Origin of the sequence: Chitinophaga sp. YIM B06452 (assembly GCF_039655965.1) — a bacterium.
Classification (GTDB): Bacteria; Bacteroidota; Bacteroidia; order Chitinophagales; family Chitinophagaceae; genus Chitinophaga.
Genome location: NZ_JAWLKY010000002.1, coordinates 1251541 through 1270079, shown reverse-complemented (window position 1 = coordinate 1270079; position 18539 = coordinate 1251541). Strand labels below are relative to the sequence as shown.

At 54.4% G+C, this 18539-nt stretch carries 11 protein-coding genes and 1 tRNA gene; 10 read left to right on the top strand and 2 right to left on the bottom strand.

Annotated elements, in window-relative coordinates:
• The first annotated feature begins 22 nt into the window (after nucleotides 1–22).
• From R3I13_RS14925 to R3I13_RS14910, 4 genes are read left to right on the top strand one after another with little or no spacing between them, the layout of a single operon-like run.
• On the top strand, nucleotides 23–3316 hold the full coding sequence (locus R3I13_RS14925) for a SusC/RagA family TonB-linked outer membrane protein (RefSeq protein WP_346318768.1): 3294 nt from the start codon (nucleotides 23–25) through the stop codon (nucleotides 3314–3316).
• 11 nt (nucleotides 3317–3327) lie between these two features.
• Nucleotides 3328–4740: a RagB/SusD family nutrient uptake outer membrane protein gene (locus tag R3I13_RS14920; RefSeq protein WP_346318767.1), complete on the top strand. Its 1413-nt coding sequence runs from the start codon at nucleotides 3328–3330 to the stop codon at nucleotides 4738–4740.
• 26 nt (nucleotides 4741–4766) lie between these two features.
• Nucleotides 4767–5795 carry a cyanophycinase gene (locus tag R3I13_RS14915; RefSeq protein WP_346318766.1) on the top strand — a complete coding sequence of 343 codons (1029 nt, stop codon included), beginning with the start codon at nucleotides 4767–4769 and terminating at the stop codon, nucleotides 5793–5795.
• Between the two features lies 1 nt (nucleotide 5796).
• The gene (locus R3I13_RS14910; protein WP_346318765.1) at nucleotides 5797–6846 is read left to right on the top strand and encodes an isoaspartyl peptidase/L-asparaginase; all 1050 of its coding nucleotides are present in this window, start codon (nucleotides 5797–5799) and stop codon (nucleotides 6844–6846) included.
• 56 nt (nucleotides 6847–6902) lie between these two features.
• Here the strand turns inward: R3I13_RS14910 and R3I13_RS14905 are convergent, their stop codons facing one another.
• Together R3I13_RS14905 and R3I13_RS14900 are read right to left on the bottom strand one after the other, a co-directional pair.
• A complete protein-coding gene (locus R3I13_RS14905) occupies nucleotides 6903–8396 on the bottom strand; it encodes a phosphatase PAP2 family protein (protein WP_346318764.1) in 1494 nt (497 codons plus the stop codon).
• 38 nt (nucleotides 8397–8434) lie between these two features.
• Nucleotides 8435–8836, bottom strand: coding sequence for a lysozyme inhibitor LprI family protein (locus R3I13_RS14900; RefSeq protein ID WP_346318763.1), 402 nt, complete (start codon nucleotides 8834–8836; stop codon nucleotides 8435–8437).
• Nucleotides 8837–9005: 169 nt separating this feature from the next.
• Here R3I13_RS14900 and R3I13_RS14895 point away from each other — a divergent pair, with 169 nt between their 5' ends.
• The 6 genes from R3I13_RS14895 to R3I13_RS14870 all read left to right on the top strand — a co-directional run bounded on the left by R3I13_RS14895 (nucleotide 9006) and on the right by R3I13_RS14870 (nucleotide 18532).
• On the top strand, nucleotides 9006–10286 hold the full coding sequence (locus R3I13_RS14895) for a hypothetical protein (RefSeq protein ID WP_346318762.1): 1281 nt from the start codon (nucleotides 9006–9008) through the stop codon (nucleotides 10284–10286).
• 300 nt (nucleotides 10287–10586) lie between these two features.
• Nucleotides 10587–10657 (top strand) — tRNA-Gln (locus R3I13_RS14890).
• A 280-nt stretch (nucleotides 10658–10937) separates the two neighbouring features.
• A complete protein-coding gene (locus tag R3I13_RS14885; RefSeq protein ID WP_346318761.1) occupies nucleotides 10938–14126 on the top strand; it encodes a TonB-dependent receptor in 3189 nt (1062 codons plus the stop codon).
• A 12-nt stretch (nucleotides 14127–14138) separates the two neighbouring features.
• A complete protein-coding gene (locus tag R3I13_RS14880) occupies nucleotides 14139–16061 on the top strand; it encodes a RagB/SusD family nutrient uptake outer membrane protein (protein ID WP_346318760.1) in 1923 nt (640 codons plus the stop codon).
• An 18-nt stretch (nucleotides 16062–16079) separates the two neighbouring features.
• Nucleotides 16080–17318 (top strand): DUF4959 domain-containing protein, encoded by a 1239-nt coding sequence (locus R3I13_RS14875; RefSeq protein WP_346318759.1) that lies wholly within the window; start codon nucleotides 16080–16082, stop codon nucleotides 17316–17318.
• A 17-nt stretch (nucleotides 17319–17335) separates the two neighbouring features.
• The gene (locus R3I13_RS14870) at nucleotides 17336–18532 is read left to right on the top strand and encodes a DUF4998 domain-containing protein (protein ID WP_346318758.1); all 1197 of its coding nucleotides are present in this window, start codon (nucleotides 17336–17338) and stop codon (nucleotides 18530–18532) included.
• Nucleotides 18533–18539 lie beyond the last annotated feature (7 nt).

Genomic DNA, 18539 nt, shown 5'->3' with positions numbered 1-18539 from the left:
GAAACTCCCGCTATTGTTGGCTATGAAACTAATTACGCTATTGCTTCTCCTGGGTTTCCAGGTGTATGCCGTTACCGGCTCGGGGCAGGACAGGATTAGTCTTGATCTGCACAAAAGCAGCATCCGGAATGTTCTCAACCAGGTAGAAAAGCAGACCAGTTACCGCTTCGTATATCACTCGGGCACCCTGCCGGAAAACCAGCGGGTCAGCATTTCCGTGCAGAATGCAGAGCTGTCGCAGGTTCTATCCCGTGCCTTTGCAGGCCTTGGGCTGGATTATGTGATCAAGGAAGACAACCTGGTCGTGATCCGCCCCGCGGGGCAGCCTGCTGTGCCGGACAGGATCGTGAAAGGCCGCGTGACCGGTGCCTCCGGCGAACCCTTGCCGGGTGTGGCCGTTCGTGTTAGCGGTACGAACACCGGCACTGCCACCGATGGCGACGGCAGGTTTGCCATCAGCGTGGGAGACGCCGCCAGGACCCTGGAATTCTCCCTGCTGGGTTTTGTTGCCCAGCAGGTGACCATCGGGCAGCTCACAGAATTCAACGTAGTGCTGCAGCCTTCCACCACCAGCCTGGGAGAAGTGGTGGTAACGGGCTACACCGGTTATAACAGGAGCAAATCCGTTTCAGCAGCCACTACAGTCGGCGGCGATAAGATCAATGAAGTGCCAGCAGCCACTTTTGAACAGGCCTTGCAGGGCCGCGTGCCGGGATTGCAGGTGAACGCAGTATCCGGTCAGCCGGGCACCAGCGCCAATGTGACGCTGAGAGGCATCGGCACCATCGCGGGCAATACTAGCGTGCTGTACGTGATGGATGGCGTGCCTATCGAAGCGGGCGCCTTCCAGGCTATCAACCCCGGAGACATAGAATCCGTTACCGTGCTGAAAGACGCGTCCGCCAAAGCGCTCTACGGTTCACGCGGTTCCAACGGCGTGATCGTGATCACCACCAAAAAAGGAAAATCAGGGAAAGTGGCCGTGGAATACCGTTCGCAATACGGCGTATCCACCCTTACCACGCCCCGTTTCAATATGATGAACTCTGCAGAGAGAAAAGAATTCGAAGAAGGCATCGGCCTGGAGACCGGCGCGGAAGCAGGTCCCTTTTGGACATATTCCAGGCTGAACCCTGACAACAGCGGGTACAACTCGGCCGAAAGAGCGGAAGCAGACCGCATTGTAGACAGTCTTTTACACATGAACACCGACTGGCGCGACCTCTTCATGCGCAACGGCAAGTATATGGAACAGCAAATAAGCGCCAGCGGCGGCAATGAAAATATCAGGTTCTATTCATCCCTAAATTATTTCGACCAGCAGGGGCTTGTAAGGGTTTCCGACATGAAACGTTACACCCTGAAAAACAACCTGGACTTCACAGCGGGCAGGTTCTCCGCCAACCTGAACGCGAACGTAGGGTATTCAAAAAGCAACCTGATCCAGCAGGAAGGCAGCACGGCCGCCAACAACCCGCTGTCTGCCGTGTATTACGCGTTGCCTTATGAATATCCCTACGCGCCTGACGGCAAGCTGGTGACCACTGGCGACGGCGCGGATTATCCCGTGTTGGACCTCCGCGAAGGCAGCGATTCTTATGAAAGAATGCTGAACACTTCCAAAAAACAGAACCAGCTGAAAATGATCCTGAGCACATCACTCAGCTACGAGATCATCAAAGGGCTGGTGGCCAAAACCAGGCTGGGCATAGATTATAAAGACCTGACCACCGAAGACTGGTTCAATCCCGATTCCTACGCCGGCCGCAGGGTATCCAACGGCAACCTGGGAAGCTACGGCGAAGGCGTTTCCCGCCGCACTTCCGTGATCTCCACTTCGGGCCTTACTTATACCAATGTGTTCAACAGCAAACATGAAGTGGAAGCGTCCGGCTACTTCGAATACCTGAAAAATACTTTCCGTTCCTTCGGCTATACCGGTTACGGGCTAGACCCACGGCTGCCTCAAACACCCGCCGGTGTGGGCGATCCCGGCACCTATACGCCTTTGCTGAACGGCGGTAAATCTTCCAACGCCACCGCTTCTTTCATCGGGCTGCTGCGCTACACTTACAACAACAAATACACCTTCAACGGGAGCTACCGCTACGACGGTTCTTCCATGGTGCCTGAGAATAACCGCTGGCACGGCTTTTACTCTGCGGGCGTAAGCTGGGAAGCCAAGCGTGAAGCATTCCTCGCTGATGTTGATTTCCTTGCAGCCCTGCGTTTCAGGGCCAGCTACGGCACCACCGCCAGCCAGTTCCTGAACGATTTCGCGTATCTTGCCACCTTCGAAAGGGCCTCCTATGGCGGTAATCCGGCCATCGTGCCCAATCAGCCCGGCAATGCGGACTATGATTGGGAATACGCGAAAGAGCTGAACATCGGGTTCGACATAGGTCTAACCCGCAGCAACCGCATCCGCCTGACCGCCGAATATTACAACCGCATCACCAGCAACCTGTTCATCGACCAGCGCCTTTCCTTCACAGCGGGTGTGCCTGACGAAACGCTGCCTATCAGCTCCGGCAAAATACGCAACAGGGGCGTGGAAATAGACCTGCAGGGAGACATCGTGCGCAGGGCCGACCTCACCTGGACCGTAGGCGTGAACATGGCTTACAACAAAAACAAAGTGCTGGATCTCGGCGGCGCCGATGAATTTGAGAATGGATATACCGGCATCATCCGGGTGGGCCTGCCTTTCGGAGCGCATTACGCGCCCAAATGGGCCGGTGTGGACCCGGCCAACGGCGACCCGCTGTATTATGACATAAACGGCAAGATCACCACCGACTACGACGCTGCGACTATGAGCGTTGCGGAGTTCGGCACATACATTCCTGAGCTGACCGGCGGTTTCAACACCGCAGTGACCTGGAAGAACTTCTACGCCAACGCGCTGCTAAGCTTCAACGCCAAAGTGATGCGCTACAACAACGAAGATTATTTCAACGAAAACCCCAGTTTCATCACCAGCAACCAAAGCACCCGCCTGCTGTACGACCGCTGGAAAAAACCGGGAGACAATGCCATACTGCCGCGCATCAGCGCAGACCGCAACTTCACCTCTCGCGACATACAGGATGCATCGTTCCTGCGCCTGCGCAATGCAAACATCGGCTACAACCTGCCGAAACATGTGCTCGGCAGCCTGCGTTTCGTGAAAGGCGCAACGATCTATTTACAGGGCCAGAACCTGTTCACCTGGACGAAATGGAGAGGCTTTGATCCTGAAAATGGCAATGAATACGCCCGCTTCAGCTATCCCACTCCCCGCACTTATGTGGTAGGCTTAAACGTTAACTTTTAATCTTGCGCAGCATGAAAAAATATTTGCTTTATATAACCGTCATAACCTTTGCCGCTACAGCCTGCAACAAGCAGCTGGACCTCCGCCCTTCGGATTACATTGATCCCAAAGGCGCTTACCAGAGCGTGGAGGATGTGAACCAGGGATTGCTCGGCGCTTATTCCGCGCTGAACTATTATTCCAGCATCCGTTACACCTCTTTGATCACAGACGAAAACATGCTGCCCTCCGAAAACAGCACCGGTTCTGGCTTTGCCACGCACCGCTGGCAGTACGACGGCAGTTTCCTGCATGATGCATGGAAAGACAATTACATTGCCATCGACCGGCTGAACAGGGCGCTGAGCGCTTCTTACCGCGTTGCTGTAAAGCCTTCTGAACATGAAGCGCTGGCGCAGTACCGCGGCGAGCTGCTGGCTTTGCGGGCTTATTGCCACCTGGAGCTGGTGCGCAACTTCGCGGAGAAATACGAACCCGCCGCCATGGGCGTTCCGTACATGGACAGTTCCTTCATCGGCAAGCCCGCCAGGCTGAGCTTTGCTGAAACCATGGGCAGGATCAACGAAGACCTGGCCGCTGCGAAAGGCATGATCCCCGCCGGGTTCGACGATCGCACGAGGATCAACAAAGCCGCCGTGGCCGCCTTGCAGGCGCGTGTTGCGTTGTATGAAAAGAACTGGGACAATGCCATCACCTACGCCACCGAAGCGATCGGTGCACTGCCGCTGGCCAACCGCACACAGTTCCCGCAGATATGGAAAGACAACAGCACCGCCGAAGTTTTCTGGAAGCTCAAACGCGTGACCGGCGACGAAGAGATCGGCAACTTCTACACACAGGCGGGCTTCCTGGACAATCCTGCCGGCAGGAGACTGTACTATGCCGCTTCCTACAAGCTCACCAATCTTTTCGACAAGACCAACGACATCCGTTTTTCTTCTTACATCAAGATCGATGCGGGGCGCCAGGCGGCGGGTAATGTGCCTAACGCCGTGGTGAAATATATCGCCGCGAACGCAGCCAGCAACCTGGTGGACATCAAACTGCTGCGCACCGGCGAAATGTACCTGATCCGCGCGGAAGCATATGCAGAAAAAGACCAGCCCGGTCTTGCCGCCAATGACCTGAACAGCCTGCGCGCCGCCCGCATAGCGGGTTATACGCCGCAGACCTTTGCAGACAAAGCGGCCATCATCGCCGCAGTATACAACGAACGCTTTAAAGAACTGGCTTTCGAAGGCCACCGCCACTTCGACCTGAGAAGAAGGAATTTAAATATTTCCCGCAACCCCCAGGACGCTGTGAATGCGCTCGGCGCCGTGCTGCTTACACCCAACGACCCGGAATACGTGTTCCCGATCCCCAACAGCGAGCTGCGCGCCAACCCGAATATGAAACAGAACCCGGGGTACGTGAATAAATAAGACAGGATCAAAAAACAAAGACAGGCATGCAAAGATTACTGGCAATTATTTTGATAGGGCTTTCCGCGTATGCGCAGGCCCAGACTGTAAGGCCGGCGCGGATGGTGAGCGGAAGGGTAGCGTCGCTGGGCGTTACCGGAGATACGGCAGACGTAGTAACCAAAACCCGCGGCGGCGTAGCCCTGGTGGGCGGCGGCGGCGATGTGCCCGGCGCTTTCAGGTGGATGATAAACAGGAGCGGCGGAGGAAATGTAGTGGTGATACGCGCTTCCAGCAATTATCTCTACAACAACACGATAGACAGTCTTGGCAGGGTCAGCTCCGTGGAAACCCTGCTGATCGATTCCCGCGAGCTGGCCAACAACCCGGAAGTAGCGAGAGTGATCAGGAACGCGGAAATGCTTTTCATATCCGGCGGCGACCAGTCCAACTACATGAACTTCTGGCGCGGCACCAAAACCGCTGAGGCCATCAATTACCTGCTGAATGAAAAGAAAGTGCCCGTAGGCGGCACCAGCGCGGGTTGCGCCGTGCTCACCGGCATGTACTACAGCGGCGAGACCGGCAGCGCTACCGCCAAAGCACTGCTCAATCCATACGACAGCCTAGTGACCCTTTATAACAACGATTTCCTGCAACCGCCTTTCCTGCACAACGTGATCAGCGACCAGCACTACGTGGCCCGCAAGCGGCAGGGGCGGCATATGGCTTTCCTGGCCCGCATCATCACCGATTGGAAAGTGTTTCCCAAAGGCATTGCGCCGGATGAGCGGACAGCCGTATGCATAGACGACAAAGGGAATGCGCGGGTATACGGCGAAGGGAAAGCCTACTTCCTGGCCACCAGCACCAAACATGCGCCTGAGCAATGCGCGCCGGGCAAACCCGTGGAATGGTCTGCCAACAGGGAAGCCGTGAGCGTGTATGAACTGCAGGGCGCGGAGAATGGCAATGGTCATTTTTCTGTAGCAGATTTTAACCCGGCCAAAGCGAAAGGAGGGAAATGGTATTTTTGGTGGGTGGAAAATGGTAACTTAAAAGAAAGAACAAAATAATATGCGCAACAAATATTTCGATACGATATTCTTCCTCGCATCAGCCGTATTGCTGGGCGCCTGCATGCAACAGAAGCCGGTGAGCCAGGCGGGCAATTACGTACTGGTGATCCACGGCGGCGCGGGCACCATCCTCAAAAAGAACATGACGCCTGAAAGGGAAGCGCTGGTGAGGGCTGGTCTCGAAGCCGCGCTCAAAAAGGGCTACGGCGTAATACAGGCCGGCGGTTCCAGTCTTGATGCGGTGGAAGGCGCCATCCGCATACTGGAAGACGACCCAATGTTCAACGCCGGCAAAGGCGCCGTGTTCACGCACGACGGCCGCAACGAGCTGGACGCTGCCATCATGGACGGCAGTACGCTGGCAGCCGGTTCCGTGGCGGGCGTGCGCACCATCAAAAATCCCATCTCCCTTGCAAGGGCTGTCATGGAAAAATCGGAGCACGTGATGATGGCCGGGCGCGGCGCGGAACAATTCGCTGCAGAGGTGGGAATAGAGATCGTGGACACTTCTTATTTCAGGACGGAAGAGCGTTGGCAGGGCCTGCGCAAAGCGCTGGCGGAAGATTCCGCGAAATCGAAGCTGGATCACAGCTACATTCCGCCGCATAAACTGGGCATTGTGAATATCGATAATAAATTCGGGACCGTAGGCTGCGTAGCGCTCGACAAAAAAGGCAATCTCGCCGCTGGCACTTCCACCGGCGGCATGACGAATAAAAAATACGGCCGCATCGGCGACGCCCCTATTATTGGTGCGGGCACTTATGCGAATAACCAGACGGTAGCTGTTTCCTGCACCGGCTGGGGCGAATTCTATATCCGCAACGTGGTGGCTTACGACCTTTCAGCGCTGATGGATTACAAAGGACTTACCGTGGAAGAAGCCGGCAAAGCCGTGATCAAAAAAGTAGGCGACCTTGGCGGCGACGGCGGATTGATCGCGCTGGACAAGAACGGCAATATGGCCATGCCTTTCAATACGGAAGGCATGTATCGCGGCGCTGTTACGAAAGATGGAAAAATTGAGATACTGATATACAAAAACTAACCTGCAAACTGGATAAAGGCCAGCCGTTCCCGCTTAGCGGGACGGCTTTTTCTTTGTTACCAGATGAATGCGGTGAGCCCCAGCCCGAACACAAAGTGATTGAAGCGCACTTTTTCCTGCCCGATATTCTTGAACAGGAATTTCCCGCTGGCATCCACATCGTCTACGATGTCGATATCAAAATCATGGTCTGAATCGAAATAGTTCGCATAGGCTTTAATGCCCAGGTTACGCGCGATGCGCTTTTGTATGCCCACTCCCAAGGACCAGCTGAACGTGGCTTCCGGCTTGTACCGCAGGTAAGGGAATTCGTTCATCTCCAGGAGGTCCTTCCAGGTTTCATTGAGGATCAGCACCACATTTCCATCCGCGCCCAGCGAGGAGCCCGCCAGCGCTTTACCCGTAATGAACCAGTTGTGGGGAAGCGGTACGCTGAAGAACGGCCCCAGGTGCAGGTAACGGATGCCCATTGGCTGGGTATAGTGCGCGTCGCTTATTTCGGTGACATCGGGGTCGTCTATCACAAGCCCGTCGTCGTTGATGGGAAAGCTGGTGAATGCAAATTCGCCGCCGATGCCAATGTTCCGGTGGGGGAACCATGCGCCTTCCAGGCCGAGATTGAAGCCCCGTTTAGCTTTCACCCCGTCCACTTTGCCGGTAAGGTCTTTGGTGGTAGCGGTGGCGAAGCCCATGCGCATTTCCAGGAAGCTGGGCTTGCCATCGACAGGGATGGGGTCTTTGTGCAGCACGGGCCGCTCGCCTTTGTCCTTGTATATTTTTTCAGCAATGAGGTAACCAAGTTCTGTAGAGAGAATGCCGATGCCTGCGCCTGCCAGCACATCGCTCACCCAGTGCCGGTTGTTCAGCTGCCGGCCGATAGCCGTGGCGGTAGACATGGCGTAGCCGCCTACGCTGTACAGCGGGTGCCGGTACTGCCCGTATTCCTTGTGCAGGAAAGTGGCGTTCATAAACGAATTGGCGGTATGGCCGGAAGGGAAGGAGTTGGCTTCCGAGCCATCGGGCCTCTCCACTTTCGCGGAGTATTTGATGGCATTCACGGTAATGCCCATTATAACCGCGGAAAACGCATAGGAAAAGAACGCACGCTTCAAGGTATGTTTCCCCTTTATGCCGGCCGCATTCAGCCCAAAAACGGCCACCGCGGGCACGTATTGCATATAGTCGTCGAAATGATAGCGGAAGGTCGGGATGTAACGGTTGCGCAGCTCCCGGATATTTTTTCGTTCGCCCCAGGTACTGGCGCTGCCGGCAAAGAGGATGATGGGAACGGTGGAGATACGCACGGCTTTACTTTGCCAGAAGCCTTGCGGTGCGGTGCTGTCTTCTTCCATGAGCCCCCGGGGGAAGAGGAAACTGCCGGCCTGTGCGGGTTGTGTGAATGAAGATATGCCAGGCGTCTGCTGTGAAGAGAATCGAAAAGCCTGCAACGCTGAAGCGCTGTCTGCCTGAATTTCCTGTGCGAAGGAAGACAGTACGGCAGCGGCGGCAAGGGCAGTAAGGAATAATCTTTTGCTGGAGCGGATGATCATGCGTTTTGACGGATAAGGGTTAGTAAGTAATCTGGGGATCAATCCTTAGACTTTATGGAACCGCCGCATACATCGCCTTCGTCCCTGCCTTCAAGCCATTGTTTCAGGTATTTGGTCCGGTCGATGGTGACAGCGGCTTTAGAATTATTGTAACACATCGGGCCTGCGCTTCCTCCCAGAGGATCGGGCGGATACATGGCATCGAGGTCCGCGTCTCTCAGCTGCAGCCATAGCCGCTGGGCTGTTTTGAGGTACCTGGTAAAGGCAGTGTCCGTTTTATATTGGGCAAGCACTTTCTGGTAAACCGCATTCAGATCCTTCTCCGCTTTTTGCAGGTCCTTTAAGCTGGAAGCGGTCAGATCGTATTGCGACTGGGCAAAACAAACCTGGATGGAGACCAGGAACAGGGCGGTCATTGACAGGGTTTTTAGATGCAGCATATGTAGGGTTTTCAGGGATAACAATGAAATTCCAGGATTGTTGAGCGGCTGCGCCTTCTTTTTGAAAGATGTGATCCGTCATTCCAGCACCCCTGCCGTTCACTTCAGCCCGCTTCCCTTGCAGGCCCCGCCTGTATTCAGGAGCTTTAGTCCTTTAATCACGCTTATTATGAAGAAATATTGTTTGCTTTATTTGCTCTGCATGATGATGGCGCATGCCTGCAAAAAATCCCCCGCAGGCTCCGGCCTCGTATCCCGGCCGGAGCCTGTCATATCAGGAAAAGGTATTCCCGAAGGCCCGCCTGTCCGTAAGATCATTGGCTCTGCAGGAGGATCGCTCGTGAATGCGGACGGCTCGGTAACGATCACCGTTCCCGCTGGCGCGGTTGCTGCAAATACTGAATTCGGCATTCAGCCCATTTCTAATACCCTTGGCGATTCAACCGTGCTCAACTACCGCCTGACGCCTGAAGGAACCACTTTCCCGAAACCGGTTCGCGTGGCTTTCCGGTACGACCAGCCCGGGCTTTCGGGTATGGCGGAGAACGGGATATACCTGGCTTATCAAACTGCAACCGGGGCGTGGAAAGCCGTGCCTTCCGCGCTGAACAAACAGGCTAAAACAGTGAGCGTTGCCACTACGCATTTCAGCGACTGGTCCATCGTAGGCTCGCTGAACCTTGTTCCCGGCAAAAAAGAGCTGGTTGCAATGGAGGAAACACATTTTAAGATCGAAGGAATGATGCCGATAGGAGAAGCAGATGACCTGCTGGCCCCGCTTTCCAAGATCGATCTCGACGGCTGGGTACACAATATCCGCAACTGGCGGCTCATTGCAGGGAACGGCCTGCTGAGCGATATTACCAATGAACCGCTGGTGAAAGTATTCCGTGCGCCGGAAACCATATCCACTACGCAGGTCGCGGAAGTACAGGTGGAGCTTACCGGCAACATGTGGGCGCCGGACAGTACGGCTCCCGGCGGAAGAAGGACCATCGGGCAGGTGATACTGCTCAACAGCGTTACCGTGCTCGGCGGCAATTACATGACGGGTTCCCTCGTTGAAGCCATCAATACCGACCAGGTATTTGCCTTGTATTCAGGCGGCAAGATCCATATTACAGGCCACATGCCCTGGGGTTACGTGGGGTTTGAGCTGAACGGAAGCTCAGCCCGTGCTTATGCCTGTGGAGACAGGAACCTGCCCGGCACCTGCTTTGGTGTCGTCGTCCGCGATAAAGACCCCCTGTATGGCTATGCATCGCAATATACGCGTTGCGACCCGCCGCGGGACATTGTGTATTCGGAAGGAACCCTGAACCTGAAAAAATGGGGCGGGGTAGGAGAGCCGGTGGAAGGGGAGTTCACCGGGAAAATGTATAGCGATCACTGCGATGATTTCAAGGAAAAAACGCTGAAACTGAAGTTCAGAACGATACGGGCGATGTGAGTTTCCCAGGTTAATGGAATCGCTCCGCAGCCGGATTTACCGTTGTATAGCGGCTTATGGAACAGCTGTAATGGGATTTTACTTTCGCCTGCAAACAACCGTGTAATTTCCGGAAAACAGCCATGGTTGAACTTAGAGAGGCCCAGGATGAGTGGAGTTGACGGGGACTTGATCAGGACTTGATGTGGGTTAATATTCCACCAGGAACCCTGCCCGGATTCCAAAATAAGGCACAAATGGAAGTTTTAATTTGGAATTCAGCAATTTATTGCGTAATATTGCACCCCGATTGAGAGAAATTGCCGAATAGTATAACGGTAGTACGACAGACTCTGACTCTGTTTGTCTTGGTTCGAATCCAGGTTCGGCAACTGAAGCTGGTCAAATAGTTTAAACACTGTTTGACCAGTTTTTTTTATGCCCGTACCTCAACTTTTGGCCCCTTGCCTAAAATCATCTTGTTCCCGTTCCAGTATCGTATTATCCATTAAAATCCAAGAATAACCCATTGCGCTGGCTTCCGCGGCATACTAATTTTGACCGGCATGCTATAGACAATCTTTTCACGGTATTAATCAGAACAACCAAAATAATGACATGAAGCTACCCGCTACCAACCGGGCAAGACGCCTGTTTTATCATCCCGGCCGCATGATCACAAAGTTACTTTGCTTAATTGCATTATTACTGACCTGCTCGCTGGCCTATTCCCAACAAAAAGAAAAGATCAAGATCTCCGGCACCGTAAAAGACACTGCCGGCACCGGCATCCCGGGCGTAAGCGTTTACCTGGCAGACAACAGGAGCGTGGGCACCGCCACCGACGAGAACGGCAAGTTTGTGCTGGAAGTGACGCCCGGCGCAAAGATCACGCTCTCGTCCATCGGCTTTGCCGACCAGACATTTACCGCGGATGCGCAGAACCGGCAGATGATGATCGTGCTGCGCGCCAACGAAGGCAAACTATCGGAAGTGGTAATAACGGCTTTCGGGAAAAAAGAAAGGAGGGAAGCTATTGTCGGCTCTGTAACCACCATCAGTCCCGGCAAGCTGAAGATACCTTCCAGCAACCTCACCAATGCCATGGCAGGCCAGATAGCCGGCGTAGTGGCCTACCAGCGGAGCGGCCAGCCGGGGCTGGACAATTCCTCGTTTTTTATCCGCGGCGTAACCACCTTTGGTTACAAACAAGACCCGCTGATATTGGTAGACAACGTGGAGCTGACGGCTACTGATCTCGCGCGTTTACAGGTAGATGATATCGCCAGCTTCTCTATCCTCAAGGATGCCAGTGCCACCGCGCTCTACGGCGCCCGCGGGGCGAACGGCGTTATTCTCATTACTACCAAAGAAGGGGCGGAGGGAAAAGCAAAGATCAACCTGCGCTTTGAAAATTCCATTTCACAGGCCACCCAAAACCTGGATGTGGCAGACCCGGTCACTTACATGAAAATGTACAACGAGGCCATCACCACCCGCAACCCGCTGGGCGTGCCGTTCTTCACGCAGAACGATATCTATAACCGCGAACAGACGATGGCCAACGCGCCGGGCAGCAATAAATACGTGTATCCCGCGGTGGACTGGATGAAGGAGCTGTTTAAAGACCGTACGAACAACCAGCGCCTCAACGCAAGCGTGGGCGGCGGCGGAAAGATCGCACGGTATTACATTGCAGGGTCTTACAACGTGGACAACGGTATCCTGAAAGTAAGCCCTGTCAACAATTTCAACAATAACGTGAAGCTGCAGAACTACCAGCTCCGCTCTAATATCAATATCAATATCACCCCGACAACGGAAGCGATCGTGCGTCTATCGGGCAACTTCGATGAATACAACGGACCGATCACGGCGGACGGTTCCTTCTCGTCTGACCTTTACCACAGGGCGTTACATACGAGCCCTGTGCTTTTCCCGGCGTTCTTTCCGGGCGATTCCTCCACTTTCAACACGCACATCCTGTTCGGCAACAGCGCAATGGGTACCGGCAGCGCGGGTGAAGTGGGGTATGTCAATCCTTATGCTGAAATGATGCGCGGGTACAAGGCGTTTTCCCGCTCCCGCATGTCTGCCCAGCTGGAACTGAGCCAGAAGCTCGATTTCATCACAGACGGGCTGAATTTCAGGGGCATATTCAATACCAACCGCTATTCCTATTTCGACCTGACCCGCCGCTACAACCCGTTCTATTATTCCGTGTCCGGCTACGACCGTTTCACCAATCAATACAGCCTCCGCTGGATCAATAACCAGCCGGGGCAGGCTACGGAATACCTCAGCTTTGAAGACGGGTTCAAGGATATCAATACCTTCATTTATTTCCAGGGTGTGCTGGATTACAGCAAGCAGCTCAGCAAAGAACATTTCGTGAGCGCGGCGCTGATCGGCACCCGCCAGGAACGGCTGTATGCCAATGCCATAGACCCGGCAACATCCCGGCCGAGCCTGCAATATTCGTTGCCTTACCGCAATATCGGCTTGTCTGGCCGCGCATCTTACGCATACGACAACCGGTATTTCCTGGAATTTAATTTCGGCTACAATGGTTCCGAACGTTTCGCGGCAAAGAACCGCTTCGGATTTTTCCCCACTATCGGCGCTTCCTGGGTGGTTTCAAGGGAAAAATTCTGGACAGAGAATATCAGCGCGATCATCAGCAAGCTGAAGTTCCGCGGCAGTTACGGCCTGGTGGGGAATGATGCCATCGGTGCGCAGCGCTTTTTTTATTTATCCAACGTGAATCTCAGCGGCGGAAATCCCGCGTCGTTCGGGCAGAACAATGGCGTATCGCGGCCCGGTGTGAGCATTACGAATTATCCCAACGAAGACGTGACCTGGGAAACTTCCCGGCAAACCAACCTCGCGATGGAGATCAGCTTGTTCAACAGCCTGAACATCATCGCTGAAGTATACAAACAACACCGCTATAACATCCTGATGGAAAGAGCCTCCGTTCCTTCCACCATGGGCCTGGAATCAGCCATCAGCGCTAACCTTGGCACAGCGGATTCCAAAGGCATGGACCTCTCCGCCGATTACAGCAAAACATTCAGGAGCGGTTTCTGGCTTTCCGGCAGGGCGAATTTTACATTTTCGCAAAACCGCTATGGACAATATGAACAACCCGCTTACCACGAACCCTGGCGCATCCTTTCCGGGCAGAAGATCGGCGTGAGGTGGGGTTACATCGCGGAAAGATTGTTTGTAGACGATAAAGAAGCCGCTTCTTCCCCCACGCAACTGTTCGGCTCAGGCTCCAACCCTCCCAGGGGCGGAGACATCAAATACCGCGATATGAATGGCGATGGAAAGATCACGGAAGCAGACCAGGTGTTCCTCGGCCTGCCCACCACGCCCGAGATCGTTTATGGCGCGGGCATTTCCATGGGATTCAAAGGAGTGGACCTCTCCGCATTTTTCCAGGGCTCAGGAAGAACCTCGTTCTTCATCGATCCCTCGGCAGTAAGTCCTTTCCTGGACAACCGGCAGGTACTGCAGGTGTTTGCAGACAGCTACTGGTCTGAAGAAAACCAGGACCTGTATGCAAAATATCCCCGCCTCGGTATTTCCCGCACGGATATCAACAACAACCTTCAGACCAGCTCCTGGTGGATGCGCGAAGGTTCATTCGTAAGGCTGAAGTCGCTCGAAGTGGGCTATACAATCCCTCAGAAGCTTGCCAGCAGAGCGTTCTTCACGAATTGCAGGATCTATTTCTCCGGCCTGAACCTGCTGACGTTCAGCAAATTCAAAGACTGGGACCCGGAGCTGTCCTCCAACGGCTTCAGCTATCCCCTGCAAAAGGTTTACAACATCGGCATCAATGTTAACCTTTAAACGAACAACCAAATGAAACACTTAACCAGATTATTGATCGGTATCTTAATATCATCTGCTGCTGCATCCTGCAAAAAATACCTGGATGTAACGCCGGACAATGTGGCGACTATTGACTATGCTTTCAGGAACAGGAATGAGGCTGAGAACTACCTGTTCACCTGCTACAGCACATTACAATCAATGAGCCGTTCCATCAGCGATCCGGCTTTTACCACTTCCGGCGAGATCTATTTCCCCGGCACATTAACGGAAGCCACGCTGGGCAGCCGCGACAATGAAATGGGTTTCCACCTGATCCGCGGTACGCAAACGGCAGACCGGCCCGCGCTGAACTACTGGGACGGCGAGCAGCTGGGCCAGCCATTGTTCAAAGCCATCCGCCGCTGCAATATCTTTTTGGAGAATATCCACAAACCGGCTGATCTCCCGCAATACGAAAGGAACCGCTGGGTGGCTGAGGTGAAATTCCTGAAAGCATATTATCACTATTACCTGCTGCGGATGTACGGGCCTGTTCCGCTTATACGCGAAAATCTCCCCATCAATGCAGGTACCGAAGAAGTAAGGGTAAAACGTCAGCCGGTAGATTCCGCATTCAACTACATCACAGAACTCCTTAACGAAGCCATCCCCGGGCTTCCGCCGGTGATACAGGACAATGCGCAGGGCCTCGGCAGGATCACGCAGCTCGCCGCACTGTCTGTAAAAGCCGAAGTGCTCACCACCAGGGCCAGTCCTTTCTTTAACGGCAATCCTGACTATGCAGGTTTCAAGGATAAGAACGGCACGCTGCTGTTCCCTGCCTCCTACGATGCAGGCAAGTGGAGAGACGCCATGGAAGCCTGCCGCGAGGCCATAACAGCCTGCGAAGCACGGGGTTCGGAATTGTACCGCTTCATTGCGCCGGGTAATTTGCCCGCACTGCCGGAGCCGTTAAAAAAGGTGATGGACATCCGCGGCAGCATTACCGAAAAATGGGAGCTGAATCCTGAAGTGATCTGGGCGCTGAACCCTGAGTTCGGTTTCCAGAATATGGCGATGCCCCGGCTTACCAGCGAAATGGTGCAGAACATGGGCGGCGCACCCGGAAATTTTGCCGTGCCGATCGTTATGGCGGAACTGTTTTACTCCGCCAATGGCGTGCCCATCAACGAAGATCGTACTTACGATTTCCGCAACAGGTACAGCATCATGCCCGTGCCTGCGGAAGAAAAGTATCATCTCCGCGCGGGTTATCAGACCATTAAAATGCACATGGGCCGCGAGCCACGCTTCTATGCCGCGCTGGCTTTCGACGGCAGCAATTATTTCGGGAACGGGCGTACCAATCCAGAGGATATGTACTACGTGCAGGCCCGTGGTAACACGTCTATGGCGGGACCGAAGGACAATATCCGTATCAACGTTTCCGGTTACTGGCCGGTGAAGCTGGTCAACTATCAATCCGTATTCGGTACGGAGGTGGTGGGCAGCGGTTTCCGTATTCCCCTGATCCGTCTCGCGGGTTTGTACCTGTTGTATGCGGAAACATTGAACGAAGTGAACGGGCCTTCGCCGGATGTTTTTAAGTATGTGGACATGGTGAGGGAAAGAGCCGGGCTGAAAGGAGTGGCGGAGTCGTGGAATACTTATTCCACCAATCCCGGGAAGATACAGACAAAAGAAGGCATGCGCCAGATCATCCAGCAGGAGAGAAGGATAGAGCTGTGCTTTGAAGGACGCGCAGGATGGGACCTCCGCCGGTGGAAGATCATGCAGCAGGTGTTAAGTTCCCCGCTGCAGGGCTGGAGCATCCAGGAATCCGATCCCGCGGGGTATTACCGCCAGCGCAACCTCGCCGTTCCCGTATTCGGCCTCAAAGATTATCTCTGGCCTATCAAGAACGATGGGCTGATCATCAATCCCAACCTGGTGCAGAATCCTTATTGGTAATCCATAAGACATAATACTATGCAAATAGCAAAACATACTTTCCAATTCATTTGCCTGGCCGTGCTCTTTTTTTCCTGCGGGAGAAAAGACAGCTTCAACGATATCGTGTTGCAGGACCCGACACGACCGGGCCAGGTAACCAATGTACAGGTGACCAACTATGCAGGCGGCGCGCTGATCTCCTACACCCTGCCTAAATCAAAGAACCTGCTGTATGTGATGGCGGAGTACCGCATCAATGACAGGGTGCAGCGCCAGTCCAAAGCGTCCTATTACACAGACACGATCCGCGTGGACGGGTTTGAAAAGAGCGCGATATATGATGTGACGTTGTATGCCGTGTCCAGGGCGGAAGTGAGGTCGGAGCCGGTGGTGGTGAAAGTGGAGCCGCAAACGCCGTCGTACCTGGAAGCATTCGGTACCGTTGCGATCCAGCGGGATTTCGGCGGTGTGAATGTTGCCGTGCGCAATACGAAGAAGCAGGCTATCGGTGTGATCGTGATCACCGACGATGAAACAACCGGTAAAATGCTGCCCGTAGAGCAATATTACACGGAAGCGGAAAATATCAACTTCAGCGTACGCGGATTCGATACGCTGGAACACCGTTTCGGCGTCTATATCACAGACCGCTGGGGTAATATTTCCGATACCCTCATCCAGGCTATCAAACCCATCTACGAAACACTGGTGCCGAAAGAACGTTTCTCCGAATACCGTCTCGCCAGCGACTCCCCGCTGGGCGCCACCGGCCTGGGCTGGAATACCGCCCGCCTGTGGGACAATATCCTCACCGACCCGGGATGGCATACAGAAGCAGGTCAGGGCAAGCCGTTGCAGATATGCACTTTCAGCATGGGCGCCGGCGTAAAACTCAGCCGTTATAAAATATGGGAACGCGGCGAAGCCTATGGCAACGATTATTCCTACGGCCACGGTAATCCCAAACAATGGACGCTGTGGGGTTCCAGCGCCGCCGCTCCGCGTGATGCAGAACTGCCGCTGAATTCCAATTACGGCGATGTGGTAGGCGACTGGGTGAACCTCGGGAACTTCGACTGTCCGCCGCCGCCATCCGGCAACCCGCCCGGGCAAACTACCCCGGCCGATCTCGCCGCCGTGAAAGCAGGATTTGAATTCAACATACCGCTGGACGCGCCGCGGGTGAAGTTCATCCGCCTCGCCGTGAAAAACACCTGGGGTAACGCAGACTTCGCACACGTGATGGAATTATCCTTCTGGGGAAATACCAACTAACCTTAAAAGCTGATCAAATGAAACTGAATATAATTTCCGCACTTCTCCTGCTGCTTTTTTACGGTTGCACCAAAGAAGCCACCAAATACCGCGATTACCTGCAGGGCGAAGAAAAAATTTACCCCGGCCTGCCGGACAAGATCAATGCTGCGCCCGGCAACTACCGCGTAAGGCTGTCGTGGCTCCCCAGCCCCGACCCCAGCGTGAGCAAATACCGGATATTCTGGAATAACGGCGCCGATTCCACGGAAGTGGCAGCCAACTCTCACGCACCGCAGGATACCGTAGCAGTAACGGTTTCCGGCCTGGTGGAATACACCTATTCATTTACCGTTTATTCCTACGACGAAGCCGGCAACCGCTCCATTCCCATCGAGGTGAACAACATCAAGGTATATGGAGACAGCTACCGGCAGAGCCTCACGAACCGCTTCCTGAATACGGCCAGGCCATACGAGCTGGTGCCCGGCGGCATCGTACTGTATTTTGAAACGCCTGATACGATCAACACCGGCACCAGGATCCGCTTTACCGCTACAGACGGCGCCGTGCGCACCGCGAATATCGGGCCTGAGGAAAGTTCCATCCGGCTGGACGGTTACAAGGCGGGAACGAAGATATATTATCAATCAGGCTATGTGCCCGTGCGCGCAGCGGTAGACACTTTCTACACGGCCGGGCCGGATTCGCTGGCCAATATTATTTCACCGCTCGATAAAAGTCTTTTCGCCGCATTGCGCCTGCCGAATGATGTGGGCACCTACGGCAGCAACACCGGCCTGAGCAACCTCTGGAACGGCAACACCGTGCCCACCGGCTACCCTGCTATCTTCCACAGCGACGCCAGCACGGCGCTGCCGCATCATTTTACATTCGACCTGGGGCAGGTGTATGAAGGGCTGGCGCAATTCGAAATCATCGGGAGGGATTGCTGCAATAACCCCGTGCGGTTCGAGATATGGGGGATCAATGATCTGACGGGCGCGGCCACCACCACACCGTCTAACGCGCCCGGCTGGAAAGAGGAGTCGCTGGCGAAAGGCTGGAAGCTGCTCGCTGAAGTGAACCGCGCAGACGACGGCGTTGCGCCTTTCAAAACCGCGTTTCCCGACGGCACGCCGGCGGTGCGTTACATTCGCATCCGCGTGATAAGCGTTGCCAGTGGTGATGCTTATTACAGCAACATCAGCGAGATTACTTTCTGGAAAAAATAAATACCGA

What these genes read in the sequence shown, in the direction of transcription:
- R3I13_RS14870 (WP_346318758.1), top strand. Translation starts at nt 17,336, where the DNA reads ATGAAACTGAATATAATTTCCGCACTTCTCCTGCTGCTTTTTTACGGT.
- R3I13_RS14905 (WP_346318764.1), bottom strand. Translation starts at nt 8,396, where the DNA reads ATGATCATCCGCTCCAGCAAAAGATTATTCCTTACTGCCCTTGCCGCC.
- R3I13_RS14900 (WP_346318763.1), bottom strand. Translation starts at nt 8,836, where the DNA reads ATGCTGCATCTAAAAACCCTGTCAATGACCGCCCTGTTCCTGGTCTCC.
- R3I13_RS14875 (WP_346318759.1), top strand. Translation starts at nt 16,080, where the DNA reads ATGCAAATAGCAAAACATACTTTCCAATTCATTTGCCTGGCCGTGCTC.
- R3I13_RS14910 (WP_346318765.1), top strand. Translation starts at nt 5,797, where the DNA reads ATGCGCAACAAATATTTCGATACGATATTCTTCCTCGCATCAGCCGTA.
- R3I13_RS14880 (WP_346318760.1), top strand. Translation starts at nt 14,139, where the DNA reads ATGAAACACTTAACCAGATTATTGATCGGTATCTTAATATCATCTGCT.
- R3I13_RS14895 (WP_346318762.1), top strand. Translation starts at nt 9,006, where the DNA reads ATGAAGAAATATTGTTTGCTTTATTTGCTCTGCATGATGATGGCGCAT.
- R3I13_RS14925 (WP_346318768.1), top strand. Translation starts at nt 23, where the DNA reads ATGAAACTAATTACGCTATTGCTTCTCCTGGGTTTCCAGGTGTATGCC.
- R3I13_RS14915 (WP_346318766.1), top strand. Translation starts at nt 4,767, where the DNA reads ATGCAAAGATTACTGGCAATTATTTTGATAGGGCTTTCCGCGTATGCG.
- R3I13_RS14885 (WP_346318761.1), top strand. Translation starts at nt 10,938, where the DNA reads ATGATCACAAAGTTACTTTGCTTAATTGCATTATTACTGACCTGCTCG.
- R3I13_RS14920 (WP_346318767.1), top strand. Translation starts at nt 3,328, where the DNA reads ATGAAAAAATATTTGCTTTATATAACCGTCATAACCTTTGCCGCTACA.